Annotated in this window: 30 protein-coding genes; 19 read left to right on the forward strand and 11 right to left on the reverse strand. The window is 70.5% G+C overall.

The window, feature by feature from the left end:
- Positions 1–126: 126 nt before the first annotated feature.
- From FREUN1FDRAFT_RS47330 to FREUN1FDRAFT_RS04030, 5 genes are all read right to left on the reverse strand, one after another.
- Positions 127–1,317 (reverse strand): acyl-CoA dehydrogenase family protein, encoded by a 1,191-nt coding sequence (locus FREUN1FDRAFT_RS47330; protein ID WP_006538661.1) that lies wholly within the window; start codon positions 1,315–1,317, stop codon positions 127–129.
- Positions 1,314–2,528, reverse strand: a complete 1,215-nt coding sequence (locus FREUN1FDRAFT_RS04015; RefSeq protein ID WP_006538662.1) for an acyl-CoA dehydrogenase family protein — start codon at positions 2,526–2,528, stop codon at positions 1,314–1,316. Before FREUN1FDRAFT_RS04015 ends, FREUN1FDRAFT_RS47330 begins: the two co-directional genes overlap by 4 nt.
- Positions 2,521–3,756, reverse strand: coding sequence for an acyl-CoA dehydrogenase family protein (locus FREUN1FDRAFT_RS04020; RefSeq protein WP_006538663.1), 1,236 nt, complete (start codon positions 3,754–3,756; stop codon positions 2,521–2,523). Before FREUN1FDRAFT_RS04020 ends, FREUN1FDRAFT_RS04015 begins: the two co-directional genes overlap by 8 nt.
- Before the next feature lie 260 nt (positions 3,757–4,016).
- Positions 4,017–4,445, reverse strand: coding sequence for a nuclear transport factor 2 family protein (locus FREUN1FDRAFT_RS04025; RefSeq protein ID WP_006538664.1), 429 nt, complete (start codon positions 4,443–4,445; stop codon positions 4,017–4,019).
- A 102-nt stretch (positions 4,446–4,547) separates the two neighbouring features.
- The gene (locus FREUN1FDRAFT_RS04030) at positions 4,548–5,189 is read right to left on the reverse strand and encodes a TetR/AcrR family transcriptional regulator (RefSeq protein ID WP_006538665.1); all 642 of its coding nucleotides are present in this window, start codon (positions 5,187–5,189) and stop codon (positions 4,548–4,550) included.
- Between the two features lie 164 nt (positions 5,190–5,353).
- On the opposite strand from FREUN1FDRAFT_RS04030, the gene FREUN1FDRAFT_RS04035 reads away from it, so the two are divergent.
- The 6 genes from FREUN1FDRAFT_RS04035 to FREUN1FDRAFT_RS04055 all read left to right on the forward strand — a co-directional run bounded on the left by FREUN1FDRAFT_RS04035 (position 5,354) and on the right by FREUN1FDRAFT_RS04055 (position 9,769).
- Positions 5,354–6,409, forward strand: a complete 1,056-nt coding sequence (locus tag FREUN1FDRAFT_RS04035) for a zinc-binding dehydrogenase (RefSeq protein ID WP_006538666.1) — start codon at positions 5,354–5,356, stop codon at positions 6,407–6,409.
- Positions 6,410–6,475: 66 nt separating this feature from the next.
- On the forward strand, positions 6,476–7,018 hold the full coding sequence (locus tag FREUN1FDRAFT_RS04040) for a nuclear transport factor 2 family protein (RefSeq protein ID WP_006538667.1): 543 nt from the start codon (positions 6,476–6,478) through the stop codon (positions 7,016–7,018).
- Positions 7,015–7,923: an NAD(P)-dependent oxidoreductase gene (locus tag FREUN1FDRAFT_RS04045; protein ID WP_369809769.1), complete on the forward strand. Its 909-nt coding sequence runs from the start codon at positions 7,015–7,017 to the stop codon at positions 7,921–7,923. The genes FREUN1FDRAFT_RS04040 and FREUN1FDRAFT_RS04045 overlap by 4 nt, the downstream gene beginning before the upstream one ends.
- Positions 7,920–8,729 (forward strand): NAD(P)-dependent oxidoreductase, encoded by an 810-nt coding sequence (locus tag FREUN1FDRAFT_RS04050; RefSeq protein WP_006538669.1) that lies wholly within the window; start codon positions 7,920–7,922, stop codon positions 8,727–8,729. Before FREUN1FDRAFT_RS04045 ends, FREUN1FDRAFT_RS04050 begins: the two co-directional genes overlap by 4 nt.
- A 1-nt stretch (position 8,730) precedes the next feature.
- Positions 8,731–8,985 (forward strand): hypothetical protein, encoded by a 255-nt coding sequence (locus tag FREUN1FDRAFT_RS45830; RefSeq protein ID WP_006538670.1) that lies wholly within the window; start codon positions 8,731–8,733, stop codon positions 8,983–8,985.
- Positions 8,939–9,769: an SDR family oxidoreductase gene (locus FREUN1FDRAFT_RS04055; protein WP_157474293.1), complete on the forward strand. Its 831-nt coding sequence runs from the start codon at positions 8,939–8,941 to the stop codon at positions 9,767–9,769. The genes FREUN1FDRAFT_RS45830 and FREUN1FDRAFT_RS04055 overlap by 47 nt, the downstream gene beginning before the upstream one ends.
- 43 nt (positions 9,770–9,812) lie before the next feature.
- Here the strand turns inward: FREUN1FDRAFT_RS04055 and FREUN1FDRAFT_RS04060 are convergent, their stop codons facing one another.
- A complete protein-coding gene (locus FREUN1FDRAFT_RS04060) occupies positions 9,813–11,261 on the reverse strand; it encodes an aldehyde dehydrogenase (protein ID WP_006538672.1) in 1,449 nt (482 codons plus the stop codon).
- Between the two features lie 260 nt (positions 11,262–11,521).
- On the opposite strand from FREUN1FDRAFT_RS04060, the gene FREUN1FDRAFT_RS04065 reads away from it, so the two are divergent.
- Genes FREUN1FDRAFT_RS04065 through FREUN1FDRAFT_RS04075 form a run of 3 tightly spaced genes read left to right on the forward strand, consistent with a single transcriptional unit; the run spans position 11,522 to position 13,997 of the window.
- Positions 11,522–12,811, forward strand: coding sequence for an aromatic ring-hydroxylating dioxygenase subunit alpha (locus FREUN1FDRAFT_RS04065; protein ID WP_006538673.1), 1,290 nt, complete (start codon positions 11,522–11,524; stop codon positions 12,809–12,811).
- Positions 12,808–13,155, forward strand: a complete 348-nt coding sequence (locus FREUN1FDRAFT_RS04070) for a hypothetical protein (protein ID WP_006538674.1) — start codon at positions 12,808–12,810, stop codon at positions 13,153–13,155. Before FREUN1FDRAFT_RS04065 ends, FREUN1FDRAFT_RS04070 begins: the two co-directional genes overlap by 4 nt.
- A complete protein-coding gene (locus FREUN1FDRAFT_RS04075; RefSeq protein ID WP_006538675.1) occupies positions 13,152–13,997 on the forward strand; it encodes a TauD/TfdA family dioxygenase in 846 nt (281 codons plus the stop codon). The genes FREUN1FDRAFT_RS04070 and FREUN1FDRAFT_RS04075 overlap by 4 nt, the downstream gene beginning before the upstream one ends.
- 71 nt (positions 13,998–14,068) lie before the next feature.
- Here the strand turns inward: FREUN1FDRAFT_RS04075 and FREUN1FDRAFT_RS04080 are convergent, their stop codons facing one another.
- Positions 14,069–14,722 carry a TetR/AcrR family transcriptional regulator gene (locus tag FREUN1FDRAFT_RS04080; RefSeq protein ID WP_006538676.1) on the reverse strand — a complete coding sequence of 218 codons (654 nt, stop codon included), beginning with the start codon at positions 14,720–14,722 and terminating at the stop codon, positions 14,069–14,071.
- Between the two features lie 134 nt (positions 14,723–14,856).
- Between FREUN1FDRAFT_RS04080 and FREUN1FDRAFT_RS04085 the strand changes: the two genes are divergently transcribed.
- The 7 genes from FREUN1FDRAFT_RS04085 to FREUN1FDRAFT_RS04115 are packed head-to-tail and all read left to right on the forward strand — an operon-like array spanning position 14,857 to position 19,731.
- Complete coding sequence (locus tag FREUN1FDRAFT_RS04085; RefSeq protein WP_006538677.1) at positions 14,857–15,138, forward strand: 2Fe-2S iron-sulfur cluster binding domain-containing protein; 282 nt, start codon at positions 14,857–14,859, stop codon at positions 15,136–15,138.
- 14 nt (positions 15,139–15,152) lie between these two features.
- Positions 15,153–15,917, forward strand: coding sequence for an SDR family NAD(P)-dependent oxidoreductase (locus tag FREUN1FDRAFT_RS04090; protein ID WP_006538678.1), 765 nt, complete (start codon positions 15,153–15,155; stop codon positions 15,915–15,917).
- The gene (locus FREUN1FDRAFT_RS04095; protein ID WP_006538679.1) at positions 15,914–16,495 is read left to right on the forward strand and encodes a carboxymuconolactone decarboxylase family protein; all 582 of its coding nucleotides are present in this window, start codon (positions 15,914–15,916) and stop codon (positions 16,493–16,495) included. Before FREUN1FDRAFT_RS04090 ends, FREUN1FDRAFT_RS04095 begins: the two co-directional genes overlap by 4 nt.
- A 26-nt stretch (positions 16,496–16,521) precedes the next feature.
- Positions 16,522–17,781: an aromatic ring-hydroxylating dioxygenase subunit alpha gene (locus FREUN1FDRAFT_RS04100; protein WP_006538680.1), complete on the forward strand. Its 1,260-nt coding sequence runs from the start codon at positions 16,522–16,524 to the stop codon at positions 17,779–17,781.
- Positions 17,778–18,110: a hypothetical protein gene (locus FREUN1FDRAFT_RS04105; RefSeq protein WP_006538681.1), complete on the forward strand. Its 333-nt coding sequence runs from the start codon at positions 17,778–17,780 to the stop codon at positions 18,108–18,110. The genes FREUN1FDRAFT_RS04100 and FREUN1FDRAFT_RS04105 overlap by 4 nt, the downstream gene beginning before the upstream one ends.
- On the forward strand, positions 18,110–19,390 hold the full coding sequence (locus FREUN1FDRAFT_RS04110; RefSeq protein ID WP_006538682.1) for an amidohydrolase family protein: 1,281 nt from the start codon (positions 18,110–18,112) through the stop codon (positions 19,388–19,390). The genes FREUN1FDRAFT_RS04105 and FREUN1FDRAFT_RS04110 overlap by 1 nt, the downstream gene beginning before the upstream one ends.
- A 35-nt stretch (positions 19,391–19,425) precedes the next feature.
- A complete protein-coding gene (locus FREUN1FDRAFT_RS04115) occupies positions 19,426–19,731 on the forward strand; it encodes a DUF4286 family protein (RefSeq protein ID WP_006538683.1) in 306 nt (101 codons plus the stop codon).
- Positions 19,732–20,068: 337 nt separating this feature from the next.
- On the opposite strand, the gene FREUN1FDRAFT_RS04120 is transcribed toward FREUN1FDRAFT_RS04115, so the two are convergent.
- Positions 20,069–21,049, reverse strand: a complete 981-nt coding sequence (locus FREUN1FDRAFT_RS04120) for a helix-turn-helix domain-containing protein (RefSeq protein WP_006538684.1) — start codon at positions 21,047–21,049, stop codon at positions 20,069–20,071.
- 307 nt (positions 21,050–21,356) lie between these two features.
- Between FREUN1FDRAFT_RS04120 and FREUN1FDRAFT_RS04125 the strand changes: the two genes are divergently transcribed.
- On the forward strand, positions 21,357–22,394 hold the full coding sequence (locus FREUN1FDRAFT_RS04125; RefSeq protein ID WP_198144232.1) for an alcohol dehydrogenase catalytic domain-containing protein: 1,038 nt from the start codon (positions 21,357–21,359) through the stop codon (positions 22,392–22,394).
- 142 nt (positions 22,395–22,536) lie between these two features.
- On the opposite strand, the gene FREUN1FDRAFT_RS04130 is transcribed toward FREUN1FDRAFT_RS04125, so the two are convergent.
- Positions 22,537–23,352, reverse strand: coding sequence for a mycofactocin-coupled SDR family oxidoreductase (locus tag FREUN1FDRAFT_RS04130; RefSeq protein WP_006538686.1), 816 nt, complete (start codon positions 23,350–23,352; stop codon positions 22,537–22,539).
- Positions 23,353–23,669: 317 nt separating this feature from the next.
- Between FREUN1FDRAFT_RS04130 and FREUN1FDRAFT_RS04135 the strand changes: the two genes are divergently transcribed.
- Positions 23,670–24,272: a TetR/AcrR family transcriptional regulator gene (locus tag FREUN1FDRAFT_RS04135; RefSeq protein ID WP_006538687.1), complete on the forward strand. Its 603-nt coding sequence runs from the start codon at positions 23,670–23,672 to the stop codon at positions 24,270–24,272.
- Between the two features lie 18 nt (positions 24,273–24,290).
- On the opposite strand, the gene FREUN1FDRAFT_RS04140 is transcribed toward FREUN1FDRAFT_RS04135, so the two are convergent.
- Positions 24,291–24,482 (reverse strand): hypothetical protein, encoded by a 192-nt coding sequence (locus tag FREUN1FDRAFT_RS04140; protein ID WP_157474297.1) that lies wholly within the window; start codon positions 24,480–24,482, stop codon positions 24,291–24,293.
- Positions 24,483–24,575: 93 nt separating this feature from the next.
- Complete coding sequence (locus tag FREUN1FDRAFT_RS04145; RefSeq protein WP_006538688.1) at positions 24,576–25,205, reverse strand: nuclear transport factor 2 family protein; 630 nt, start codon at positions 25,203–25,205, stop codon at positions 24,576–24,578.
- A gap of 144 nt (positions 25,206–25,349) precedes the next feature.
- On the opposite strand from FREUN1FDRAFT_RS04145, the gene FREUN1FDRAFT_RS04150 reads away from it, so the two are divergent.
- Positions 25,350–25,931: a TetR/AcrR family transcriptional regulator gene (locus tag FREUN1FDRAFT_RS04150; protein ID WP_006538689.1), complete on the forward strand. Its 582-nt coding sequence runs from the start codon at positions 25,350–25,352 to the stop codon at positions 25,929–25,931.
- Positions 25,932–25,964: the final 33 nt, after the last annotated feature.

Below are 25,964 nucleotides of genomic sequence, written 5' to 3' on the forward strand. Positions count from 1 at the left end.
CGGCAGCGGCGGCAGCGGCGGAAGCCCGAAGCCCGAAGCCCGAAGCTCGGGATTCTGCGACGGCTGCTGGACGACGAACATCTCCAGCTCGTCGGACGGGCTGGGCCCCCGGCGGCGCGCCGAGCGCTAGTGCGGAGCTCCCGGCAGGTGCACCAGCGATGCCAGCAGGGCGCGATGGGCACCCGGGGTGCCGAACGCGATCTGGTCGGCCTTGGCCTTCTTCAGATACAGGTGCGCCGGGTACTCCCAGGTCATGCCGATGCCGCCGTGCAGCTGCACCGCCTCCTCCGCGGCGACGACCGCGAGGTCGCCGCAGAACGCCGCCGCGACGCTGGTGGCCACGGCCAGATCCGGGTCGCCGGACGCCAGTGCCGCGGCGGCGTAGCGGGCGGCCGCGGCCGCGGACTCGACGCCGGCGTAGAGGTCGGCCAGCCGGTGCTTGAGTGCCTGGAAGCCACCGACCACCCGGCCGAACTGCCGGCGTGTCCTGAGGTACTTCACGGTCTCGTCCAGGCACCAGCTCGCCACGCCGAGCTGCTCGGAGGCGAGCAGGGCGGTGCCCGCGGTCAGCCCGGCGCGAATCGCCCGCTCGGCGGCTCCGGGGTCGTCCGGGTCGTCGAGCACTGGTGTGGCCTCGACGTCGAGCAGGTGCACATCGGCGAGCTGGCGGGTCATGTCGAACGAGACCACGGGCCGCCGATCCACCAGGGCCGCGTCGACGGCGTAGAGCGTGACGCGTCCGTCCCGGTAAGCCGGCACGAGCAGCAGGTCCGCCTCGAGCGCGCCGGCCACGGTGGTCACCGTGCCGGTGAGCGTGTGCGGCCCGACCACGTCGACAGCGGCCAGCCGAGCACCCGGCGCCTCCGCGCCCGACGCCTCCGCACCCGGCGCCTCCGCGCCCGACGCCGCCGTGAACGGTGCCGCCGTGAACGGTACGACCAGCACAGCGGTCCGCTCACCGGCCGCGAGTGACGCCGTGAGCGTGGCCGCGAGATCGGAACCGGCCGCCAGCAGCACCGTCGTCGCGACGACCGCGCTGGTCAGGAAGGGGACCGGTGCCGCCGCGCGGCCGAGCTCCTCCAGCACGACGGCGGCTTCCCGGGCCGAGGCCCCGGCGCCGCCCCGGTCCTCGGGAACGAGCAGCCCCGCCAGGCCGAGATCGACAGCCAGGGCCTGCCACAGCGGGTCGACGAGCGTGCGGTCGCCGTCGTACACGGCGATGACCGCCGCCGGCGGGCAACGATCCGCGAGCAGGTCGCGCACGGTCGAGCGCAGGTCTTCCTCGACCTCGGAGTAGAGCAGATCGAGATCGGTCACCGGGCTGTGTCCTTCCAGGGAACGTCCTTGTCGACGCGTGGCTCACCGGGCAGGCCGAGCACCCGCTCGGCCAGGATGTTGCGCAGGATCTCCGAGGTGCCGCCCTCGATCGAGTTCCCCTTGGCACGCAGATACCGGTAGCCGGCGTCGCGGGCGGTGAACTCGACCCGCTCCGGTCGGACCATCGTCCAGTCGGAGTAGCGCAGGCCTTCCTCTCCGAGCAGTTCGAGCTCGAGGCCGGACAGCTGCTGGTTGATGCGGGCGAAAGCCAGCTTGATGGCGGAGCCTTCCGGGCCGGGCTGCCCCTGGGCCAGCTTCTGCGCCAGCCGCCGACCGGTCAGCCGGGCGACCTCCGCCTCGACCCAGAGCTTCATCAGACGGTCGTGCAGCTCGGGTGTGCGCAGCTCGGGCCGTACCCGCCAGGTATCGGCGACGACTCCGATCATTCCGGCCTCGCGCACGGTCGCCTTGCCGCCGATCGAGACGCGCTCGTTGTTGAGCGTGCCGGTGGCCACCCGCCAGCCGTCCCCGACCGCCCCGAGCCGCTGGCTGTCAGGAATGCGGACGTCGGTGAGGAACACCTCGTTGAACTCCGCCTCGCCGGTGATCTGCCGCAGCGGGCGCACGTCGACCCCCGGATCGTGCATGTCGCACAGGAAGTAGGTCAGCCCGCGGTGCTTGGGCAGGTCGATGTCGGTGCGGGCGACGAGGATCGCCAGGTCGGAGTGATGGGCACCCGACGTCCACACCTTCTGCCCGTTGACGATCCAGGTGTCGCCGTCGCGCACGGCGCGGGTGGCGACGTTCGCGAGGTCCGAACCGGCGCCCGGCTCGCTGAACAGCTGGCACCAGATCTCCTCGCCGGTCCACAGCGGGCGCAGGTACCGCCGCTTCTGCTCCTCCGTCCCGAAGGCGGCGATCGTGGGCGCGGCCATGCCCAGCCCGATGCCGTTGGCGTGCGGTCGGTTGTCGGGCGCGCCGGCGGCGGCGAAGCTCGCGTCCACCTCGGACTGGTACGACTGCCCCAGCCCCAGGCCGCCGTGGCCGACGGGGAACGCGACCCAGGCCAGGCCGGCGTCGTACCGGCTGCGGAGGAACTCCAACCGGTCGGCGTCGGTGCGCACCCCCGCCGGGTCGTGGTCCGCGAGGAACGTCCGCACCCGCGTGCGCAGGTCCGCGTGGATCGCCTCTATCGCGTGCTCGTCAGCCACGGCGGGCCTCCCGTGCCTTGGCCTGGCGGCGCAGCTCGGCCCGCGCCAGGGCGTTCTTGTGGACTTCGTCGGGGCCGTCGGCGAACCGCAGGGCTCGAATGCCGGCGTACTGGCGGGCGAGGGGGAAGTCCGGCGAGAGCCCGCCGGCGCCGTGGGCCTGGATGGCCTTGTCGAGGATCCACTGGACGGTCGCCGGCGTCGCGATCTTGATGGCCTGGATCTCGGTGTGGGCGCCCTTGTTGCCGACCGTGTCCATCAGCCAGGCCGTCTTGAGCACGAGCAGGCGCAGCTGTTCGACCCGGACCCGGGACTCGGCGATCCAGTCCCTGATCACGCCCTGCTCCGAGAGCGGCCGGCCGAACGCGACCCGGCCCTCCACCCGCTCGCACATCAGCGCGATCGCCTTCTCCGCGACGCCGATGGAGCGCATGCAGTGGTGGATCCGGCCCGGGCCGAGGCGGGCCTGCGCGATCGCGAACCCCGACCCCTGGGCGCCGACCAGGTTCGCGGCGGGCACCCGGACGTCGTGGAAGGCCAGCTCGGCGTGGCCACCGTGATCGTGGTCGTCGTACCCGTAGACCTCCAGGCCACGCCTGATCTCCACGCCGGGGGTGTCGCGGGGGACGAGGATCATCGACTGCTGCCGGTGGCGGTCGCCGGAGGGGTCGGTCTTCCCCATGACGATGAAGATCCGCGCGTTGGGGTTCATCGCCCCGGTGATCCACCACTTGCGGCCGTTGACGACGTACTCGTCGCCGTCCCGGGTGATCCGGGTGGCGATGTTGGTCGCGTCGGAGGAGGCCACGTCGGGCTCGGTCATGGCGAAGGCGCTGCGGATCTCGCCGGCCAGCAGCGGCTCGAGCCACGCCCGCTTCTGTTCCGGCGTGCCGAAGTCGCGCAGGACCTCCATGTTGCCCGTGTCGGGGGCGGAGCAGTTGACCGCGGCCGGCGCGAGACGGCTGTGGCCGGTGATCTCGGCGAGCGGCGCGTACTGCAGGTTGGTCAGGCCGGCGCCGTCGCCGCCGGGCAGGAAGAGGTTCCACAGGCCACGCTTACGCGCCTGCGCACGCAGATCCACGAGCGCCGGGACGGTGTCCCACGCCCACCGGTCCGGCTGCGCGGCGAGCTGGGAGTCGAAGTCCGCCTCCGCCGGCTCGACGCAGGTCTGCACGAAGTCGAGCAGGTCGGCGCGCAGATCCTCGGTGCGGGCGTCGAGCGAGAACTCCATCGGCCCCTCCAGAGACTGGTCGGTGGGATGCCGTCGCCGTCCGGCACGGCGGCTGACTAAGCGACCGCTTATTTCTGGCTGTCAGCCTGCCGTCAGCTTCCCGCAGTGTCAACCACTGCCGTGGCTACGAGCCCCTGTGAGCCCACGACCAGGAACGTCGCGCCGATGGTCCGCGGATCCGCGGTGAACGCCGAGCCGACGCCTTTGGAGGCGCCGGCGCCCGGCGCCCGGCGACCACGACCGGTAACCACGGGTGAGGGTCAGGAAGCTCCGCCGGCCGGGTCCTCGGGTGCCCCGATGGCGCCGGTGTGGACCGAGGTGAAGTGTCGCCGGGCGATCCGCCAGCCGCCCGCGGTCCGGACGAGGTCGTCGTCGTAGAAGCCGTGTGCGGTGACACCGCCGCGCCCGTCCGACAACATGATCAGTGCGTTGACGTAGGTGCGTGCCTGGGCGCGGTCACCGTCGAGACGGATGTCGATGTTGCTGAGACTGTGCATGGTGTGACCGAGGGGGGCGTGCAGGGCGGTGAAGACCTCGGTGAACGCCGCGGCGTCTCGCCACGAGCCGATCTCGCCGTAGTCCAGGTCGCAGTCGTCGGTGAAGCATGAGCGGAACAGATCCCAGTCGCGGCGATCGATACCGGTCGAGTAGCGCAGGAGCACGTCGGCGATCGCGTCTCGGTCACTCATACGGGTCTCCGTTCGGACGAGCCACGAAGCCGTGGCGGGGCGTCGGACCTTCGGGCCAGGCCGAACGCCTCGGTCTCGGGAGCCGCCCTGGCCGGAGATGCTCTAGGGGGCGGGCTCGTCCACCGGCTGACCGCTGCCGCGTTCGACGGTGCCGTGGGCGGCCTGAGGTTGCAGTACGCGCAGGATCATCTCGACGGTGCGCTCGACGGGACGGCGCCGGGCGGTGGTGTTGAACAGCAGCGTGCGGGTCAGGACGGCGCCGAGGAGCAGGTCGAAGACGTCGTCCGGGTCCACGGCGGGGTCGACGCTCCCCGCCGGGGCGGCGCACAGGATGTCCTGGAACTGCGGCCGCGCCGACACCCGCAGGTAGAGCTCTGGCGGGCGTTGCCGGCCGCCGGTCTGATGGTGGGCGAGCAGGCCGGCGGCGGCCGCGCGTGCTGCCGGTGCGTCGAAGGCCGCCACGTAGGCACGGATGAAGCGGCGCAGGTCGCGCCGGAGGTCTCCGGTCGGCCGGACGCTCAGCGGGCTGAGGCCGGGAAACGTGGCCTCCTCGATCAGCTCGATCCGCGACCCCCAGCGGCGGTAGATGGCGGAGGCGTGTACCCCGGAGTGCCCGGCGACCGCCTGGATGGTCGTCGCGTCGAAGCCGCGCTGCACGAGCAGCTCGCGGGTCGCGGCCAGCGCCCGCTCATCGATGCTCGTGTCGCGGGGGCGACCCGGGCGGCGGCGGGCGGGCTCTGTCATGGCAACGATCGTAAGGGGTGGTGCGTCCGACCAGCGTCGCCGGCGCCGATTTACAGGACAAGATCTTCTATAATTTTTTAGGACGCCCTCTTCTGTAACTCCAAAACCGTGGCTACAGTCCCGTGACGGGACAGGTCCCGGTCGCGAACGAGAGGGAGAGGCCGATGCGTGCTGCGGTGCTGCGGGGCGGAACGGTGCAGGCACGCGTCATCGACGATCCGGTCCCGGGGCCGGGGCAGCTGCTCGTCCGGTCGCTCGCCTGCGGGATCTGCGCGTCGGACCTCCACTTCATGGATCACCTGGAGGCCGGCGCCGACGACGACAGCGGGATGTCGACCTACGACCGGGACGTGGACATCGTGATGGGCCACGAGTACTGCGCGGAGGTCGTCGACCACGGCCCCGGTACCGAGCGCCGCATCCCCGTCGGCACGCGGGTGAGCTCCCTGCCGGTCCTGTCCACCGCCACCGGCCGGAGGATCATCGGCCAGAACCCCGAGTCGCCCGGTGGGTTCGGCGAGTACTTCCTGCTGGACGAGTCCCTCACCCGCGTCGCGGTCTCGGAGCTCCCGAGCGAGATCGTGTGTGTCGCCGACGCGATCTCGGTCGGCTGGTCGGCCGCCTCCCGGGCCCAGCTGACGACGAAGGAGGTGCCGCTGGTCATCGGCTGCGGGGCGATCGCCCTGTCGGCCATCGCCCAGCTCAGGCGCCTCGGCGTGGGCCCGATCATCGCGGTCGACTTCGTCGCCTCGCGGCGCGCGACCGCGCTGGCCATGGGCGCCGACGTGGTCATCGACCCCGCCGAGATCTCGCCGTACCAGGCGTGGCGGGAGGTTGCCTACGGCTCAACCGAGTCGATGCGGGAGATGATGGCGACGGCCAGCCTGCCGGGCTGCGTGGTCTTCGAATGCGTCGGTGTCCCCGGCGTCCTCGACTCGATCATCAAGGGGTGTGAGCGCGGCACCCGGATCTTCTCCTTGGGCGGCCCGCCGGAGGGCGACCACCTGCACACCCTGACCGCCAAGCGGAAGGGCCTGAACATCCAGTTCGGTGGCGGCCCGTCGCTGCAGCACTGGGACGAGGCGTTCGAGGCGGTCTGCTCGGGCAGTCTCGACGTCACCCCGATGCTGGGCCGAACGGTCGGGCTCGACGAGGTCGCGGCGGCGCTCGACGCGTCACGCGACGCCAACGGGCCGGTTCGCATCGTGGTCGTCCCCTGAACCGCGTCGCCTGAACCGCGTCGCCTGAACCGCGTCACATCGCCGTCCCTGGAGGGGCTGTCGCGTATGAGTGAGATGGACGATCTTCGTGCCGTGGTCGAGAAACTGGCGGCCAGGGTCCGCGCCCTGGAGGACCAGGTCGAGATCATGCAGCTCGTCGCCCAGTACGGGCCCGCCGTCGACAGCGGCTCGGCCGAGGCCACCGCGGCGCTGTGGACCGAGGACGGCACCTTCGACGCCGTTCCCCACCTGCGGATGCGGGGTCGGGGCGACATCGTCGACATGGTCAACGGCGGCCACCAAAGCCTGATCCGCAGCGGCTGCGGCCACGTTCTGACGGTGCCGCATGTCGTGGTCGACGGCGATGAGGCGACCGGCCGCAGCTACGCGCTCAACATCCGCTGGGACGCCGGCGCCGACCGGTTCTGGGTGGCCCGGGTCTCCGCGAACACCTGGCGGTGGGCGCGCACCGCGCAGGGCTGGCGCATCACCGAACGGGTCAACGCCAACCTCGACGGCACGGCCGAACACCGCGAGATGCTGGCACCGCCGCGGCAGCCCCCGTCGGAGCAGTCGTCCGTTCGTGGCGCCGACCGCGGGTCGACCTGACCGCGTCGGCACGGTGGCCAGCACGCTGTCTGGAGGATCGAGGATCAATGAAGATCGGGTTTATCGGCGCGGGCCGCATGGGTCGGCCGATGGTCGACCGGCTGATGGCCGCGGGCCACTCCGTCACGGTCCTGGCACGTCGCCCGCAGGCCCGGGCGGCGGCTGAGGCCGACGGGCTCACCTGGGCCGACACCGTGGCTACGACGGTCCGCGACGCCGATGCGGTGTTCGTCGTCGTGTTGACCGACGAACAGGTCCGCTCGGTGTGCCTCGGCCCGGACGGAGCCATCGCGGGCATGAGACCCGGTGCGACGCTTGTCCAGCACACGACGTCCGACCCGGAGACCGCGCACCAGCTCGCAGCGGCGGGATCAGGCCGGGGGATCGGGGTGCTCGACGCCGCGCTCTCGGGCGGCCCGCACGACATCGCCGCCGGCCGGCTGACGTTGTGGGTGGGCGGTGACGAGGCGCTGCTGGAGCGGATGCGCCCGGCGCTCGGTACGTACGCGTCGCCCATCCTGTCCGTCGGGCCGGTCGGTAACGGCCAGCGGGTGAAGCTGGTGAACAACGCGCTGTTCGTGGCGCAGGTGGGTCTCGCGATCGACGCGGTGCGCCTCGCGGGCTCGCTCGGGATCGAGGAGAAGGCGATCCTGGCCGCCCTGCAACACGGCAGTGGCGCCAGCCGCGGGCTCGGCGTCGTCGCCGGAGGCGGTTCGGTCGACGCCGTCGCGGGCCGCATCGGCGACCTCATGCTCAAGGACGTCACGGTGGTGCGCGAGGTGGCCCGAGGCGCGGGTGCGGACCTCGGGATCATCGGAACGGTCCTGGCCTCGGAGGCGGTAGAGAAGAAGGTGCTGTGCCCGCCGGATGCGCCGGAGTCGACATTTGCGAGGAGGGCACAGTGAGGGTTGGATTCATCGGTCTCGGCAGCATGGGGCTGCCGATGGCACAGCGGATCCAGGCCGAAGGCCACGAGCTCACCGTCTACGCTCGGCGGCCGGCTTCTCTGGAACCGTTCGCGGGCACCGGCGCGAAGGTCGCGGGGACCCCGGCGGAGCTGGGGGCGGCGGTCGAGACCGTTGGCATCTGTGTCTTCGACGCGGCGGGTGTGGAGGAGGTCATGTTCGGCCCGAACGGCCTGGCCGAAACCCTCGAACCCGGCGCGGTGGTGCTCGTGCACAGCACGGTGGCGCCTGCGCACATACAGAAGATCGCCCAACAGGCGGCGACACACCGCCTCCGCGTTCTCGACGCGCCGGTGAGTGGCGGCAGCCCACGGGCGCTGACCGGCGAACTGACGATCATGGTCGGCGGCGACGCCGAGGCCCTCGCTGATGTCGCCGACCTGATGTCGGCGCTGTCCAACCATGTCGTGCACCTCGGCGGGATCGGGACGGGTTCGTACGCGAAGCTCATCAACAACACCCTGTTCTCCGCGCAGGTCGCTCTCGCGGACGAAGCGATGAAGGCAGGGCGGTCGCTCGGCGTCGATCCCGCTGGCCTCGCGGCGATCCTGACGACGAGCAGCTCGGCGTGCGTGGCATCCGCAATGTTGCTGCGCGCGGGCTCCATCGCGGCTCTCGCGGATTCTCCCGCCAACCTGCCGCTCACCAAGGACGTCACCTTGATGGCGGACGTCCTGGGCGATGCGCCCGGAAAGGAACTCGTCGAGGTGGCGCGGCGCTTCGTCACCGCGATCCGGTCCAGCTGACATGGAACGACCGGGGATAGAGCATCAGACCGTCTTCGGGCTGCCACCGGTGGAGTTCGCGAACCTGGCCGCCGACCTCGGCTGCCGGCACATCGCCGTCGTGCTCGCCGGAAACCCGGTCAACCCGGACGGGCGGGGGTCGGTCGAGCCGCTCCCAAAGACGCCACCGAGCCACCAGGAACGCCGAGAGACGAGGAATGGATACCGCGATGACAAGTGCGTACGGGCCGTGGGGGATCGTGGCCGGTGGATCTGACGGAGTCGGGGCCGCGTTCGCCCACGAGATGGCAGCCAGGGGCCTGAACGTCGTGCTGGTGGCACGGCGGGTCGCCGTGCTGGAGGCGTTCGCCGAAGAACTCCGCGCGAAGCACGGCGTCGAGGTCCGCGCGGTCACGCTCGATCTCAGCGCCCCGGGCGCGGTGGCGGAGCTCGCGAGCGTGACGTCCGACATCGAGATCGGGCTCTTCGTGTACAACGCCGGCGGCGACGACTTCAGCACCCCGTTCCTCGACAAGGACCTCGACACCCACCTGAGGCTGATCCACCGCAACTGCGACAGCGTGCTCGAGGCGGCCTACCGCTTCGGCGGGCCGATGGTGGCGCGCGGGCGGGGCGGCATGGTGATCGTGACGTCGGGAGCGGCCTGGGTGGGTGGCGCCACGCTCGCCACCTACGGTGCGACCAAGGCGTTCGACCTCGTCCTGGCCGAGGCGCTGTGGGCCGAATGGCGTTCCCGCGGGGTCGACGTCCTGGGCCTGGTGCTCGGCAAGACCGACACACCGTCGATGCGCCGGGTGTTCGACGCCAAGGGTGAGCCGTACGGCGACGCCGCCGACCCCGACGACGTCGCCCGGGAGGCGCTCGACCACCTCGCCGACGGACCGACCTGGATCTTCGGTAGTGCGGAGCCGACCGGCGGTTCGCCGTTCGGTGCGATGCCCCGCCGCGACGCGGTGCTCGCGATGAGCCGTGCCAGCTCCGCCTCGACCAGCCACGCGGACGACGCGGCTACCGCACCGGGAACCGATCAGTCAGATTGATCGGTCCCGGTCCCGGTCCCGGCGCCGGTGTCACGGGCCGGTGTCAAGGGGCCGCGACGGAGATGGATTTGACGTCGAGGTAGCTCTCGATGCCCTCCCGGCCGAGCTCGCGGCCGTAGCCGCTGGCCTTCACGCCCCCGAACGGAGCCGCGGGGTCCATCACATAGCCCTGGTTCACGCCGAAGGTGCCGGTTCTGACCTGGGCCGCCACCGCGAGCCCCCGCTCGACATCGGCGGTGAAGACCGATCCGGCCAGACCGTACTCGGAGTCGTTGGCGATGCGGACGGCCTCGTTCTCGTCGTGGTAGGGAATGACAACCACGACCGGGCCGAAGATCTCCTCCTGGGCGATCGTCATCGCGTTGTCGACATCGCTGAAGACGGTCGGGCGTATGTACCACCCACGGTCGACACCGTCGGGCAGCTCGGTGCCTCCGGTGACGAGCCGGGCGCCCTCCCGTATGCCGGTGTCGATGTACCCACGCACCCGCTCCTGCTGGCGCCTGGCGACCAGCGGGCCCATCTGTGTCGCGGGGTCGGCCGGGTCGCCGACCCTGATGGCGGACAGGGTCGCCGCGAGCGCGTCGGCGTGCTCGTCGATGCGGTTCGCGGGCACGACCACGCGGGTGAGGGAGTTGCAGATCTGCCCGGCCATGCCCATGCCCGAGAGTCGGACCGCCAGCGCCACGGCGGCCGGGTCGGCGTCCGCCAGCGCGATGGCCGCCGACTTGCCGCCGAGCTCCAGGCTGACCTTGGTGAGCTGGGCGGCGCACGCCGCGGCCACCTGCCGGCCGGCGCCCGAGGAGCCGGTGAACGAGACCTTGTCGATCCCGGGATGGCCGACCAGGTAGGCGCTCACGTCGCGGTCGGCGGGAACGACGTTCAGGACGCCCGCGGGCAGGCCGATCTCCTCGACGAGGTCGGCGAAGAAAAGTGCGTCCAGCGACGATTCGGGGGCCGGCTTCAGAATGACCGCGCAGCCCGCGAGCAGCGCCGGGATCACCTTTGTCACGGTCAGGAACTGGGGCATGTTCCAGGGGACCACCGCGGCCACGACACCGACCGGCTCCCTGCGCAGGATGATGTCCCGGCCGTACACGCCCGGCCGTTTCTCCTGCCACGGGTAGCCGGCCGCGATGTCGGCGAACGCGTTCATCATCGTGCCCGGCAGGCCGACCTGCGCACGCCTGGCGAAGGAGATCGGTGCGCCCAGCTCGGCGCAGATGAGCGCGGCCAGTTCGTCACCGCGCTTTCCGTAGAGCGCGGCCAGCCGGCGGATCGCCTCGACCCGCTCGGCCGGGTCCGTGCGCGGCCAGGGCCCCTCGTCAAAGGCCTGCCGGGCCGCGGCGACGGCGCGGTCGACGTCGGCGACGCTCGCCGCTGCCACCTGACCGATCGGTTCCTCGGAGTGCGGAGAGATCATCTCGATCCGCCGGTCGGTGCTCGGCGCGACCCATGCGCCGCCGATGAACAGGTGCTGCCGATCCCACATGCCTGCTCCCTCGTCCATGCCAACCGCGGGCTCCGCCGATGCCGACCCTGGGCTCCGCCGATGCCGACCGTGGGCTCCGCCGATGCCGACCACAGGCTCCGCCGATGGGGTGCTGTGGGCGCCAACGCCGCCTGCCGCGGGCTCCGCCGGACCTTGCGGTCCGGAGGGTCCTCATGTTAGTCACTTGTAGAACAGAAAGTTAGTCGAGTGTTGAACATGCCGATCTGGTGATCTCCACGGATGCGAACGGAGGGCTAGCCATGGCGCATGCCGGCAAGCCGGCGGAGGCCAGCTGGACCGGGCGTTACCCGGACCTGGGCACCGGGCTCGTGTCGTATGAGGACTCGATCTCCCCGGAGTTCTACGAGCTCGAACGCGAGGCGATCTTCAAGCGGGCCTGGCTGAACGTCGGCCGGGTCGAGCAGCTGCCCCGCAAAGGAAGCTTCTTCACCAAGAACCTGGACGTCGCGAAGACGGCCGTGATCATCGCGCGCGACATGGACGGCCGGGTTCGGGCCTTCCACAACGTCTGCCGGCACCGGGGGAACAAGCTGGTGTGGGAGAACACCCCGAAGCACGAGACGAGCGGTGTATGTCGCCAGTTCATGTGCCGGTACCACGGCTGGCGCTACGGGCTCGACGGGCAGCTGAAGTTCGTCCTCCAGGAGGAGGAGTTCTTCGACTTCGACAAGGCCGACTTCCCGCTGGTGTCCGTCCACTGCGAGGTCTGGGAAGGCTTCATCTTCATCAACCTGGCGGACGAGCCCAGCCAGACGCTGCCCGAGTTTCTCGGGCCGATGGTGCGTGGGCTCGAAGGCTATCCGTTCCATCTCGTCACCGAGCGGTACGCGTACAAGGCTGATCTCCTCAGCAACTGGAAGATCTACCTGGACGCGTTCCAGGAGTACTACCACGCCTCCGTCCTGCACTCGCAGCAGCAGGTCCCGAGCCTGCGAAGCTTCGAGTCCGGTTTCAAGGCCCCGTATTACCAGACCGACGGGCCGCACCGGCTGGTGAGCACCGGTGGCTGGAAGGGCGTGCCGCGCCATCTGCTGCCGCGCGACCAGATGTACCCGATCGAGCCCAACATCGAGGCCGGGCTCATGGGGCCCTGGCAGCGCCCGGACATTCCCGAGCTCGACCCGGCGAACCTGCCGGCGGGCCTCAACCCCGGCGGTCTCGACCCCTGGTCGATCTCGAATTTCCAGATCTTCCCGAACTTCGTGATTCTGGTCTACGAGCGGGGCTGGTACCTCACGTACCAATACTGGCCGACCTCCCACAACACCCATTCGTGGGAGATGTCGTACTACTTTCCGCAGTCCCAGAATGCCAGCGAGCGGATCCGGCACGAGCTCACCGCCGTCATCTCCAAGGAAGCCGGACTCCAGGATGCCGGCACCCTCGACGGCACCCAGATGGGCCTGGAATCCCGGGTCATCGACAGGTACCCGCTCTCCGACCAGGAGATCACCGTTCGGCATCTCCACAAGGTCACCGAGAACTGGGTGCAGTCCTACCTCCGTGCCGAAAAGGCGGTGCGGGCATGAGCGACCCGTCGGGCGGGCCGTTGCTCCCGGCGGAGTTCGCCGACCTCGAGCCCTTCGCGCGACGCTGGTGCCTCGCGACCGAGCCGGCCCGGTACGCCGAGCGGCTCAACAGCACGATGGCCGACATGGAGGCCTTCTACGACGCCGCGTTCGGGCGGGTACGGGACGCCATGGCCTATCTCGACAGGTTCCCCCTGCAGGAACTTTCCGCAACGCAGGAGAACCTTCTCCACCTGGTCTATTCGCTCATCATGGTGTCGCTGCCCGTCGAGGTCTGGCACCAGCCCCGGGTCATCGATTCCGGGACCGCCTACTTCGACCGTTACCTGGAGCCCGCACCGTGACGCCGACCATCATCTGCGAGCCGCTCGCCGCGACGGTCGGCGCCGAGGTCAGCGGGGTCGACGCGGAACAGCTCGGTCAGGACGACGCGGTCGCCGGAGCCGTCCTGGCGGCACTCGAGCAGTACGGAGTGCTCGTATTCCGCGGTCTGGACCTCGACCCGGAATCCCAGGTCGCCTTCTCCCGGCGCCTCGGCGAGATCGACTACGAGCCGGGGCACCACCCCGTCCCCGGGATCTACCGGGTCACCCTCGATGCGTCGAAGAACTCCTCGGCGGACTACCTGAAGGCCACGTTCGAGTGGCATATGGACGGCTGCACCCCGCTGCACGGAGAGCCACCGCAGAAGGCGACGGTGCTCAGCGCCAAGGCGGTGGCGGCGACCGGCGGGGAGACCGAGTTCGCCAGCACCTACGCCGCCTACGACGCGCTCGGTGACGAGGAGAAGGAGGCGTTCGCCGCCCTGCGGGTCGTCCACGCCATGGAGGCCTCCCAACGCCGGGTCACCCCCGATCCGACCCCTGAGCAGCTCGCGCGGTGGCGGGCCCGCCCGACGTCGGTCCACCCGCTGGTGTGGAGGCGCCGCACCGGCCGGCGGTCGCTCGTCATCGGCGTCCAGGCCGGCCACGTCGTCGACATGGATCTCGCCGAGGGCCGGCGGCTGCTGCAGGACCTGCTCGACCGGGCGACGGCGCCCGAACGGGTCTACCGCCACCGGTGGTCCGTCGGCGACACCGTCATCTGGGACAACACCGGGGTGGTGCACCGGGCGGCGCCCTACGACCCGCGCTCGCCGCGGGAGATGCTGCGGACGACCGTGTTCGGTGACGAGCCGATCCGTTGACGCCGACGCCGACGCCGACGCCGTCCGCGCCGTCCGCGCCGTCCGCGCCGCGGAGCTTGCCGCCGGGCTGGTCAGCCGGCCTGACCTGCGGCGCCCTGACCTGCGACGGCGTGGCCGGCGACGGCGTGGCCGCTCGCCAGGCGGCGCTCTCCCTCCAGGGCGCGGATCTCACGTTCGATCACGGCGACCATCTCGGCGTGGCCGACGGTGACGTCGAAGTCCTCCTCGATCTGCAGGAATCGGGAGATCGCGGTCATGGCGAGGATCAGCGACACCGGCGGCCATCGCTCACGGTCCACTCCGTAGTCCTTGAGCACCTCGGTGAGGGCATCGAGCTCCAGCTTGCGGAAGGTACGCGAATAGGCCGCTATCTCGGCTCGGATCGCCTTGCGGTGATTGGCCAGTGCGGTGAACTCCATCGTGAGTGCGTTGCTGGAGAAGTCGTGGGTCAGGTCCCAGAGGGCCCACAGCGGCTGCGGGGACTGCAGGATGAGCCGCAGGCGCGCCAGGCTCCGCTCGGCGCCGCGCCGGAACAGCTCGATGTACAGGCCGTCCATCGTCCCGAAGTAGTAGTAGACGAGCCCGTTGTTGACACCGGCCTTGCTGGCCAGCCGGCGGGTGGTGACGGCGGCGTAGCCCTCTTCCAGCATCAGGCTCTCGGTGGCGTCGAGAAGCGCTGTGCGGGTGATCGAGTCCTCGACGGGGCTCCGCCGTGCCGGCGCCATGAACGTCCTCCCGCAGGTCGGCGGTGCTGCAGCTGCACTCAGCTGCCCTCAACTGCACTCCCAGTGTTACGCCGCCGGCACCGGTGGGCTGCTCGCACATCCGGCCATCGTGATGTTAGTCATATGGAGAACACGTGTCAGATGACGTCGAGGTGACCATCAGGCTCGGCGGCAGGACGATCACGACCGCCTACCACCGGGGCTCCACGCTGCTGCAGACTGCGCGGTCCGCGGGCCTGCGGCCCCCCTCGTCGTGTGAGACGGGAAGCTGCGCCACCTGCATGGCCCAGATCGTGCGGGGGCGGGCCGAGATGCGCAACAACGACGCGCTGACCCTCGACGAGGTCGCCGAGGGCTGGGTGCTCACCTGCCAGGCCGAACCCGCCACCCCGACCGTCGAAGTGGTCTACGAGTGAGGAGGCAGACAGGTATGTCAGGTACCAGGCCGCGGAGGTCCCGGGTGGCGGTGGTCACCGGCGGGGCGTCGGGCATCGGCGAGGCCACCTGCCACCAGCTGGCCGAACGAGGTCACCGCGTCGCCGTGCTCGACCTCGACCGCGAGACGGCGGACCGGGTGGCCAAACAGGTGCGGGCCGCCGGCGGGCAGGCCATCGGCCTCGCCGCGGATGTCACCGACCGGCCCGCCCTCGACGCAGCCTTCGCCGAGATCCGTTCGACGCTGGGGCCGACGGAGATCCTGGTGACCAGCGCGGGCCTCGTCGCGTTCGACCCGTTCGAGCAGATCACGCTCGACCAGTGGAACCACGTCCTCGACGTGAACCTCACCGGCACGTTCCACAGCTGCCAGGCGGCGATCCCCGACATGGTCACGGCGCGCTGGGGCCGCATCGTCACGATCGCCTCGTCGAGCGCCCAGCGCGGTTCGCCGAACATGGCGCACTACGCCGCGGCCAAGGGCGGTGTGATCGTCCTGACCAAGTCGCTGGCCCGTGCGTACGCCTCGCACGGAATCACCGTCAACAGCATCCCGCCGTCGGGCATCGAGACGCCGATGCAGCACCAGTCGCAGGCCGAGGGGAACCTCCCGGCCAATGAGGTGATGGCCGCGACCATCCCGCTCGGTCACCTCGGGACTCCCGACGACATCGCCGCGGCAGCCGTGTTCCTCGCCTCCGAAGAGGCCGGTTTCATCACCGGGCAGGTCCTCGGGGTCAACGGCGGGTCCGTGCTTTGAACCGCTCCGCCACGCCCCGGCTGGGCCCGCTGCCGGTCGCGCAATGGTCCGAACAGGACCGCGAGACGCTGCGTGGCAGTTTCGCCCGCGCCGATCGCTACCTCTCCGGTGACGCCGAAGCGCCACCGATGCCACCCATCCTCGGCCTTCTCGCCCGGCACTCGCGGGTGGGTGGGCCCTGGCTCGCCTTCAACGGCCGCCTGCTCGACGCCGGGACGCTCGACCCGCGCGACCGGGAGCTGCTGATTCTGCGGGTCGCCTCCCGGACGGGTTGCCGCTACCTGTGGGTGGAACATGTCGGCCTCGCCCGCTCCGTAGGGCTGACGCGGGAGCGAATCGCCGCCGTCACCGAGGGCCCCGAGGCCGCCGGGTGGGACGAGCGGGACCGTGACCTGCTGCGCGCCACCGATCAGCTCGTTGCCGACCATGCCCTCGACGACGCTCTCTGGGCGCGACTGGCCTCGTATCTCGACGAGCGACAGCTCCTTGAGATGATCTTCGTGGTCGGAAGCTACACGTGCCTCGCCATGGTGCTGAACAGCGTTGGGCTGGAACCGGCGACCAAGCCCGTTCCCTGACACCGATCCTTCGAAGGAGGCGGCCCATGCCACGTTTCCCGAAACCACCGGAAGGCAGCTGGACCCAGCATTACCCGGAGCTTGGAACGGCCCCGGTGTCCTACGAGGACTCGACCTCACCCGAGTACTACCAGCGCGAGAAGAAGGCCGTCTTCAAGCGTGCGTGGCTGCATGTCGGCCGGGTGGAACAGCTGCCCCGCGTCGGCAGCTACTTCACCAAGGACATCCGTGCCGCCAACGCGTCGATCGTCGTCGTCCGCGACCGGGCGGGGCAGGTCCGCGCGTTCCACAACGTCTGCCGCCACCGTGGTAACAAGCTCGCCTGGACGGAGGACCCGAAGCTCGACAGCCAGGGCATCTGCCGGCAGTTCACCTGCAAGTACCACGGCTGGCGCTACGACCTCGACGGTGCGCTGAAGTTCATCCAGCAGGAGGGGGAGTTCTTCGACGTCGACAAGAGCAGGTACGGCCTGGCGCCGGTGCACTGCGACGTATGGGCCGGGTTCGTCTTCGTGAACTTCGCCCCGGAGCCGGAGCAGTCACTGCGCGAGTTCCTCGGCCCGATGGTGACGGCGCTGGAAGGCTATCCCTTCGACAAGCTCACGGCCCGCTTCGGGTACAGCACGACGATCCAGTCGAACTGGAAGCTGTACATGGACGCGTTCGCCGAGTTCTACCACGCGCCGATCCTGCACGCGAAGCAGTCGCCGGAGAAGTATTCGGCGGCCGCCGCGCAGGCCGGCTTCGAGGCGCCGCACTACCAGCTCGACGGGCCGCACCGGTTGGTGAGCACCTCCGGCGTCCGTTTCTGGGAGATGGACGCGGACCTGCTCAAGCCGATGGAGATCATCACTCGCAGTGGGCTGTTCGGCCCGTGGGAGAAGGCCGAGCTGGGGGAGATGCCACCCGGGCTCAACCCGGCCGGGTGCGACCCGTGGGGGCTGGACTCGTTCCAGCTGTTCCCGAACTTCGTGATCCTGATCTGGAGCCAGGGCTGGTACATCACCTACCAGTACTGGCCGACGGCGTACAACACCCATGTCTTCGAGGGCAGCGCGTACTTCCCGCCGGCCACGAACATCAGGGAGCGGGTCGCGCAGGAGATGGCGGCGGTGACGTTCAAGGAGTTCGCGCTGCAGGACTCCAACACGCTCGAGGCCACCCAGATGATGCTCGAGAACGACTACGTCAACGAGTTCCATCTCAATGACCAGGAAATACTCTGCCGACACCTGCACAAGGTCGTCCGTGACTGGGTCGCGGACTTCGAGGGGGCCCGCCGATGACCACGCTGCTGCCGGCGGAGTTCGCCGACCTCGAACCCTTCGCCGCGAAATGGTGCCTGCCGACCGAACATGAGCGGTACCACACCCGGCTGGCCTCGACCATGGACGAGATGCAGGCGCTGTACGACGCCGCGAAACCTCGGGTCACCGACGCCATGGTGTACCTGGAGAAGCTCCCGTTCGACGCGTTACCCGAGGACGCGGTGAACCTCCTGCACCTGCTGTACTCCACGATCGAGGTGTCGTTCCCGGTCGAGGTGTGGCGCCAGCCCCGGGTCCCCGACACCGGATCGGCGTCCTTCGACTGCTTCATCGAGCCAGTGCCCTGATGGCGACGGCCCCGACCACCATCCTGCGCGCGCGGCGCTGGCTGGACGTCGACGCCGGGGAGGTCCGGTCGCCGGCGGTGATCGTCGTGGAAGGCGACCGGATCAGCGCGGTCAACCCGACCGATCTCCCCGCGGGCATGGACCCGGATGCACCCGCGGGCGTGGATGCGGTCGAGATCGACCTGGGCGATGTCACCCTGCTGCCCGGGTTGATGGACATGGAGCTCAACCTGCTCATCGGCGGGCCGGAGACCCCGACGGGCCTGCCGCTGCCGATGCACGGCGTCCAGGACGACCCCGCGTACCGCACGCTGCGGGCAACCGTGAACGCCCGCACGACCCTGCACGCCGGCTTCACCACGGTTCGCAACCTCGGGCTGATGGTCAAGACCGGGGGCTACCTGCTCGACGTCGCGCTGGCGCGCTCGATCGAGCAGGGCTGGGTGGAAGGGCCACGGATCATTCCGGCCGGTCACGCGGTCACGCCGTACGGCGGGCACCTCGACCCGACCGTGTTCCAGCGCCTGGCACCCGGGATCATGCCGTTGAGCGTCGCGGAGGGGATCGCGAACGGGGTGGCCGACGTGCGGGCCTGCGTCCGCTACCAGATCCGCCACGGCGCCAAGGTGATCAAGGTGTCTGCGTCCGGCGGCGTGATGTCGCACAGCACCGGCCCGGGAGCCCAGCAGTACTCCGACGAGGAGCTGGCGGCGATCGCCGACGAGGCGCACCGGGCCGACATCCGCGTCGCCGCGCACGCCGTCGGCGACCGGGCGGTGCAGGCCTGCGTCCGGGCGGGCATCGACTGCATCGAGCACGGCTTCCTCGCCAGCGACGAAACCCTGCGGATGATGGTCGATCACGGCACCTTCCTGGTGTCGACGACGTACCTGACCGACGCCATGGACATCGCGCGGGCAGCACCCGAGCTGCGGAAGAAGGCGGCCGAGGTGTTCCCCCGCGCCAAGGCGATGCTGCCCAGAGCCGTCGCCGCCGGCGTCAGGATCGCCTGCGGCACCGACGCCCCGGCAGTTCCGCACGGCGACAACGCCAAGGAGCTGGTCGCGCTGGTGTCGCGGGGCATGACCCCGGTACAGGCGCTGCGGGCCGCGACCGTGACCAGCGCGGAGCTGATCGGGCTGGACCACGAGCTCGGCCGGCTGCGGGAGGGCTACCTCGCCGACATCATCGCCGTCCCCGGCGACCCCTCCCAGGACATCACCCGCACCCAGGACGTCCGGTTCGTCATGAAGGACGGGCACATCCACAGGAAACCCTGATCGGCACCATCGATCTGAACGTGAACGGAGCAGGAATGGCAAGCGGTGTTCTGATCGTCGAATCGCGTCCCGCCTCGCCGGAGGAGGCCGCGGCCTATCACGACTGGTACGACAACACGCACCTGCCCGAGATCCTCAAGGTGGACGGCTTCGTCGCCGCCCGGCGGCTCGCGTCCCTCGGCGGCGACACCTTCATCGTGATCTACGAGATCGACGGCGACGTCGAGGCGGCGAAGGCCGCGCTGGCTCAGGCACAGGCCTCCGGGACGATGTCGCGCCCGACAGGAGTCGAACTCGCACCACCTCCGACGGTTCGCTACTTCACCCAGCTCATCCGCTGATGCAGCTGCTTTCGAGCAGGTAGTTGGGATTTCGGCCGCCAAGGCTCGCTTTGCACTCCGCAAGAAGTGAGGGTTTCGGTTGCGTTCACGACCATAATCCTCACTTCTTGCTCGGGGCCGGCCTCCCTGCTTGCGGATTGTCGGGTTGTACACCGACGACGGCACCCACCCGCTGGTGCGGGCGGCTGCACCTGGTGTCCATCCACCCCTGGGCCGACGGGAACGGCCGGATGTCCCGCTCGCTGCAGACGCTCATGATCGCCCGCGGAGGTGTCCTCGCCCCGGAGTTCTCCTCCATCGAGGCGTGGCTCGGTCGCCCCGGCAACACCTGGGAGTACTACCGCGAGCTCGCCGACCGAGGCCGACCTACCTTCCCGACCAGGACGTCTCCAGCTGGATCAGGTTCAGCCTGACCGCCTGCCACCAGCAGGCTCAGACCGTTGCGGGACGGCTCGGCGAGGAGCCGTAGGCCGTCGGCGGCGGGGGTGCCGGGCGGCGCGGTGTAGACGACCAGCGTGAGGCCGGGATGGGACGGGAACTCCATGGCCTCGAACGTGAGGTCGAGGGCGCCGATCACGGGGTGATGGAGCCGTTTGCGGCCGGTGCGGTGGAGGCGGACGTTGTGCGCGGCCCAGCGGGTGCGGAACTCCGCGCTGCGGGTGGACAGCTCGCCGATCAGTTCGATCAGCTGCCGGTCGTGGGGGTTGCGGCCGGCTTCGGAGCGCAGCATGCCGGCGGTGTCGTCGGCGGCGCGTTCCCAGTCGGCGAAGAACGCACGCGACGCGGGGTCGAGGTAGATGAAGCGGGCGGTGTTCGCCGGCCGCCGCGGGTCGGCGAGCACCGGGGCGTACAGGGCACGGGCCAGTCGGTTGGTGGCCAGCAGGTCGTGGCGGGCGTTGCGGACCCAGGCCGGGGCTTCGGTGATGGCGTCGAGGACCCGCTGGATCCCGTCGGTGACATCCGGTGTCACCGCTCGGCGTTGCCGGGTGGGAGCGGGTTGCGCGGCGCGGGCGAGGTCGAACAGGTGCTCGCGCTCGGCGTCGTCGAGCTGCAGCGCGGTGGCGAGACTGCCGAGGACGGCGTCCGAGGTACCGGCGAGGTTTCCGCGTTCCATCCGAACGTAGTAGTCGACGCTCACCCCGGCGAGCAGGGCGACCTCTTCGCGGCGCAGTCCCTTGACGCGGCGGTTGGCGCCCCCGTAGGCGGGCAGCCCGGCCTGCTCGGGGGTGATCCGCTCCCGCCGTGAGACGAGGAACTCGCGGACCTCGGCTCGGTTGCCCGCCCGGTCGGCTTCCCGCACGCCCGCCTGGTTGTCCATACATCCACGGTAGGCACGGCCGACGCCGGGGATCGGCGAGCAGGGAGGTACTGCCGTTACCTGGAAGGCCAGGCACTCCCCGGACGTCCCGACCGGCCCCAGAGTGGGGACTGCCCGACCGGGCCCCTGCCGCCCGCGAGTCACGGCGCGGGCAGGGCACAACGCAGGCAGGGCACGACGCAGGCAAGGGAGGGACGACCATGCGGCACGTCAGACTGGGAGTGATCGAGCGCTGACCACGTGCTGGTGCAGGTGCTGGTCAAGCCGCCGTCCCGCGCTGTCTCGGCACACGGAAGGTAACCGTTCCATGCGAGCAACATTCATGTACGGCGCCGGTGACGTCCGCGTCGAGGACGTCCCGGACGCGAAGCTGCACGAGCCGACGGACGCCGTCGTGCGGGTGGTGCTGGCGTGCGTGTGCGGGTCGGACCTGCACCCGTACCGCTCCATGTCCGCCACCGGCGACGGTGTTCCGATGGGGCACGAGTTCATCGGCGTGGTGGAGGAGGTCGGCGCGGCGGTGACGGGCCTTGCGCCCGGTGACTTCGTCGTGTCCCCGTTCGCGTTCTCCGACAACACCTGCGAGTTCTGCCGCGAGGGCTTCCACACCTCCTGCGTGCACGGCGGCTGGTACGGCGCCGGTGGGGTCGGCGGCGCGCAGGCCGAGGCGGTGCGGGTCCCGCAGGCCGACGGCACCCTGGTGAAGCTCCCCGCCGACGTCGACGAGGCGTTGTGGCCCTCGCTGCTGACCCTTTCGGACGTCTACCTCACCGGCTGGCACGCCGCGCACATGGCCCGGGTCGCGCCCGGGCGGACCGTCACCGTGATCGGTGACGGCGCGGTGGGGCTGTCCGCGGTGCTGGCCTCGAAGCGGATGGGCGCCGAGCGGATCATCCTCATGGGCCGGCACACCGACCGTACCGACCTGGGGCGTGAGTTCGGTGCCACCGACGTCGTCGCGGCACGCGGCGAGGAGGGCGTCGCCGCGGTCCTCGCGCTCACCGGCGGCGCGGGCAGCCACGTCGTGCTCGAAGCCGTCGGGCACCTGCCCGCCTACGAGCAGGCGTACGGCGTGCTGCGCCCCGGCGGCACCATCTCCCGGGTCGGGGTGCCGCAGTACGAGCAGGCCCCGATCGGGTTCGGATCCCTGTTCCGCAAGAACGCCACCCTCAACGGCGGGCCCGCCCCCGTCCGCGCCTACATCGAGCAGGCCCTGCCCGACGTGCTCGAAGGCCGGATCGACCCCGGCCGGGTGTTCGACCGCACCGTCGACCTCGACCACGTCGCCGACGCCTACCAGGCCATGGACTCCCGCCACGCCCTGAAGGTCGTCGTCCGCCCTTGACGTGACCCGGCCGCCCGGTGGAGGGGAGGCGGCGTGCGCAGGCCTCCTTTCCGAGACCGCTGGCTGAACGCGAGCGCCCGGCCAGGTCGGTCCCCCAACGTCGGACCTGACCGGGTGCTCGCAGCCTCGGCGGCCGGAGGTGCTACCGCTTGTTCAGCAGGCCCGCGTCGACGGGGACCACCGTGCCGGTGATGTACCGCGCGTCCTCCGACACCAGCCAGGCGATGGCGTTGGAGACGTCGATCGGCTCGACCAGGTCGACCGGCATCGCGTTGGTGAGCGCGTTGGCCAGCTGCGGGGCGTGCTCGAGGATCTTCTGCAGGTTCCCGTCACCGGCCATCGGCGTGCGCACAGCGGTCGGGGCGACGCTGTTCACCCGGATGTTGAACGGCGCGAGGAAGTTCGCCCACGACCGCATCAGGCCGATGACGCCGTGCTTGGCGGCGGTGTAGCCGAGGAACCCGGCGGTGGGGATGCCGACGCCGACCAGGCCGCCGGTGGAGCTGGTCAGGACGATCGACCCGCCCTGGTTCAGCTCCAGCATCTGCGGGATCGCGACCCGGCCGGTGTTCCACACACCGGTCAGGTTGACCGCGACGACGTCCTCCCACTGCTCGTCGTCGGTGGCGACACCGCCGGCGCCGATCCCGGCGTTGGCGACGACGAGCTGGACCGGGCCGAGCTCGGCCACGCCCTCCTTGAACGCCGCCTCCAGCCCGGCGAAGTCCCGGACGTCGGCCTGGCGCGCGACGACCCGCCGGCCGAGGGCCTCGACGTCCTTCGCGGTCTGCTGCAGGTCGTCCAGCGTGGGCATCGGGTAGGCGACCGACCGCACCGGGCCACAGAGGTCCACGGCGATGATGTCGGCGCCCTCCTGCGCTAACCGCAGTGCGTGGCTGCGGCCCTGGCCACGGGCTGCGCCGGTGATGAAGGCGACCTTGCCGTCAAGCTTTCCCATCACTTCTCCCTGAGTCCCGCAGTGTCATGCTGTGTCTGGATTTTTAACAGTCGTTCTAACTTTGCCCAGGGCCCATGTCAACCAAATCGCCGGACCGCGAAGGTCGGGTGCACGGGTTCGACGGACCGGCTCGGCCAGACGACCCTGCCGGACGGGAAGGGCGACCACGTGGGACGGGAAGGGCGGCCGCGGCGGCCAACCGTGCTGTCGTCCAGGTCACGTCGCGGGCACGGAGTCGGCCCCCGAACAGGCGCATCCGACATCATGAGACGTCTGCCGGCGCCCGGAGCCGGACGACGCGTCCTGGAGGAAGGTGCATGGCCGAGCCCCGCCGACGCCGGGCGGCGACCGCGGAGAAGGTCACCCGCCTCCTCGACGCGGCCGAGGAGATCATGCTGGGCGAGGGCTACGCGGCGGTCAGCTCCCGCAGCGTGGCCGCCCGCGCGGAGATCACCGCCCCGCTCCTGCACTACTACTTCCCCACGATCGACGACCTGTTCGTGGCGGTGCTGCGGCGGCGCGGGGAGGAGACCGTGGTGCGGACACAGGCTGCGCTGGCCTCCCCGCGCCCGCTGGCTGCCTGGTGGGAGCTGGTCTCCGACCCGCGTGGAACGGGACTGACCGTGGAGTTCGTCGCGGCGGCGAACCACCGGCCGGCGCTGCGCGCGGAGGTCGGCCGGGTGGCCCGCGAGCTGCGGCGGATGCAGATGGACGCCCTGACGTCGATCCTCGGCGAGTACGGCCTCGACCCGGAGGACTTTCCGGCCAGCCTCGTCGCCGCCGCCGTCCAGGGCCTCGCGTTCGCGGTCGTCGCCGACCGGGCCGCCGGCCACGACACCGCCCACGAGGAGGCCACCGCCGCGATGACCCGGCTGGTGGCTCGCCTGGAGGACCGCCGTACCCACCACATCCCGGGCTGACCAGGCCTTGGGCCACGGTCAGGTTGTCGGCGGCGCGGCCCGACGGCAGGGTGGCAGCGAGGATGCGAACGTGGTGATCCATCCCGGTGGCGGTGCCGTGTAGGGATGGAACTTCTCCACCCGACCATGGTCCTGGGCGACCAGCAGAGCCTGGTTGCGCCGCAGGCTCGCGGCGACCCTCGCGTTGTGCAGGATGTGGTGGCCGGCCACGTTACCCAGGCAGCCGAGCAAGAGCTGAGGATTGTGGTTGTTGGAACGACCACGATCCTCAACTCTTCGAACCGCCGCCTTGAACCGCTGGGTTCAGCCGGCAGCCGGTGACTGCTGGGCGCCGGAATCATCGGGAACGCCGGGAACACACAGCGGCAGGCCGAAGCTCGCGCAGATCGTTATCGGGTTCGTGTATTCCTCCACCTGGGTGATCAGGTCTTCTCGCCAGTCGAGGCGGAAGACATACGTGTTCCGGTACGGTTTTCCGGCGGCGGTGACGAAGTCGCCGTTGGCCTGCATGAACGATGTCGCCCCGTCGCCGGTGACGCTCACCCGGGTGTCGACGAAACGAACAGTGCTCACCATGGTGGAGATCTGCCGGAGGTTGGCCAGCGCCGCCGCCCGGTCGCCGAAGTACGACTGGTCCGCCCGGTCACCCGAGAAGCTCATCGCGACCCGCCAGGTGGCGTCGGGTGCCAGCATCGCCTCCATGGTCGCCGTCTCGCGCCGTTCCATCGCGCGAAAGAAATCCAGCGTCCGCTGCTCCACGGCCTCGGTTTGTCCCTCTGGGGTCCCGGCCGCCTGCCCCGGCGTCGAGTGCGTTGCCGCCGCGCGCCGGCCGGATTCCTCCTCCGCGCTGCCCGAAGCGCCGGCGCAGCTGGACAGAGCGGCGGCGACAAGGGTTCCCAGCAGGGCGGCGAGAAGCATGGGTGGTCGAAGCATCAATGAGCCTTTTCCATTCCGGGAATCGACGGGAAGCACCTCGGGGCGCGGTGGGCGCGGTTTATGCGGCGCCTAGGTTGACGTCGTCAACCTAGGCGATTCAGGTTGACGGTGTCAACCCAGGGGTCGTCCTATGCTTGTCGAATGGCTGCGGGTGCGACGGTGGAGGCGCTGCTCGCCGCTGCCGTGGCGCTCCTCGACGAGGGCGGCCCAGGTGCGGTGACCCTGCGCGAGGTCGGCCGCCGGGCCGGGGTCTCGCACAACGCGCCTTACAAGCACTTCGCCGACAAGGAGGCGCTGCTGGCCGCCGTGGCGGCCCGGGAGCTCGCCGGCCAGGGGCGGGCCGTCCATGAACGGCTGGCCGGGCCGCAGCCTCCGGGCGGAGTGGTCCGGTCGATCATGCATGCCTACGTCGCCTGGGCACTGGCGCATCCGGCCCGGTTCAAGCTCGTCTACGGGGCGTGGACCAGAGGCTCCACGGAGCTGGGCGAGGCGGCGGCGGCGACCCGATCGGCGTTCGTGTCGGCGGTCGCCCGCGCCCAACAGGCCTGCCAGCTCCCGGCGGGGGATCCCGAGCGGCTGACCGCGTTGCTGCTCGCGCTCGCTCACGGTGCTGTCGACCTCGCGCTCGCCGGTCACCTCGCCGCTGCCGGCAAGGGCCGCGCGGATCCGTCCGATCTGGTGGACGATCTGCTTGCCTACCTCGGGCCGCCCGCCTCGGCCTGACAGCCAGGCCACCCGGCCCAGCAGGAAGGGAGA

The sequence above is a fragment of the Parafrankia sp. EUN1f genome, from assembly GCF_000177675.1.
GTDB lineage: Bacteria > Actinomycetota > Actinomycetes > Frankiales > Frankiaceae > Parafrankia.

Excerpts from the sequence above, each read along its gene's own strand:
- FREUN1FDRAFT_RS04020 (WP_006538663.1), bottom strand. The coding sequence starts at position 3,756 with ATGGAGTTCTCGCTCGACGCCCGCACCGAGGATCTGCGCGCCGACCTG.
- FREUN1FDRAFT_RS04025 (WP_006538664.1), bottom strand. The coding sequence starts at position 4,445 with ATGAGTGACCGAGACGCGATCGCCGACGTGCTCCTGCGCTACTCGACC.
- FREUN1FDRAFT_RS04030 (WP_006538665.1), bottom strand. The coding sequence starts at position 5,189 with ATGACAGAGCCCGCCCGCCGCCGCCCGGGTCGCCCCCGCGACACGAGC.
- FREUN1FDRAFT_RS04035 (WP_006538666.1), top strand. The coding sequence starts at position 5,354 with ATGCGTGCTGCGGTGCTGCGGGGCGGAACGGTGCAGGCACGCGTCATC.
- FREUN1FDRAFT_RS04040 (WP_006538667.1), top strand. The coding sequence starts at position 6,476 with ATGAGTGAGATGGACGATCTTCGTGCCGTGGTCGAGAAACTGGCGGCC.
- FREUN1FDRAFT_RS45830 (WP_006538670.1), top strand. The coding sequence starts at position 8,731 with ATGGAACGACCGGGGATAGAGCATCAGACCGTCTTCGGGCTGCCACCG.
- FREUN1FDRAFT_RS04055 (WP_157474293.1), top strand. The coding sequence starts at position 8,939 with ATGACAAGTGCGTACGGGCCGTGGGGGATCGTGGCCGGTGGATCTGAC.
- FREUN1FDRAFT_RS04060 (WP_006538672.1), bottom strand. The coding sequence starts at position 11,261 with ATGTGGGATCGGCAGCACCTGTTCATCGGCGGCGCATGGGTCGCGCCG.
- FREUN1FDRAFT_RS04065 (WP_006538673.1), top strand. The coding sequence starts at position 11,522 with ATGGCGCATGCCGGCAAGCCGGCGGAGGCCAGCTGGACCGGGCGTTAC.
- FREUN1FDRAFT_RS04070 (WP_006538674.1), top strand. The coding sequence starts at position 12,808 with ATGAGCGACCCGTCGGGCGGGCCGTTGCTCCCGGCGGAGTTCGCCGAC.
- FREUN1FDRAFT_RS04080 (WP_006538676.1), bottom strand. The coding sequence starts at position 14,722 with ATGGCGCCGGCACGGCGGAGCCCCGTCGAGGACTCGATCACCCGCACA.
- FREUN1FDRAFT_RS04090 (WP_006538678.1), top strand. The coding sequence starts at position 15,153 with ATGTCAGGTACCAGGCCGCGGAGGTCCCGGGTGGCGGTGGTCACCGGC.
- FREUN1FDRAFT_RS04100 (WP_006538680.1), top strand. The coding sequence starts at position 16,522 with ATGCCACGTTTCCCGAAACCACCGGAAGGCAGCTGGACCCAGCATTAC.
- FREUN1FDRAFT_RS04105 (WP_006538681.1), top strand. The coding sequence starts at position 17,778 with ATGACCACGCTGCTGCCGGCGGAGTTCGCCGACCTCGAACCCTTCGCC.
- FREUN1FDRAFT_RS04110 (WP_006538682.1), top strand. The coding sequence starts at position 18,110 with ATGGCGACGGCCCCGACCACCATCCTGCGCGCGCGGCGCTGGCTGGAC.
- FREUN1FDRAFT_RS04115 (WP_006538683.1), top strand. The coding sequence starts at position 19,426 with ATGGCAAGCGGTGTTCTGATCGTCGAATCGCGTCCCGCCTCGCCGGAG.
- FREUN1FDRAFT_RS04120 (WP_006538684.1), bottom strand. The coding sequence starts at position 21,049 with ATGGACAACCAGGCGGGCGTGCGGGAAGCCGACCGGGCGGGCAACCGA.
- FREUN1FDRAFT_RS04125 (WP_198144232.1), top strand. The coding sequence starts at position 21,357 with ATGCGAGCAACATTCATGTACGGCGCCGGTGACGTCCGCGTCGAGGAC.
- FREUN1FDRAFT_RS04130 (WP_006538686.1), bottom strand. The coding sequence starts at position 23,352 with ATGGGAAAGCTTGACGGCAAGGTCGCCTTCATCACCGGCGCAGCCCGT.
- FREUN1FDRAFT_RS04135 (WP_006538687.1), top strand. The coding sequence starts at position 23,670 with ATGGCCGAGCCCCGCCGACGCCGGGCGGCGACCGCGGAGAAGGTCACC.
- FREUN1FDRAFT_RS04145 (WP_006538688.1), bottom strand. The coding sequence starts at position 25,205 with ATGCTTCGACCACCCATGCTTCTCGCCGCCCTGCTGGGAACCCTTGTC.
- FREUN1FDRAFT_RS04150 (WP_006538689.1), top strand. The coding sequence starts at position 25,350 with ATGGCTGCGGGTGCGACGGTGGAGGCGCTGCTCGCCGCTGCCGTGGCG.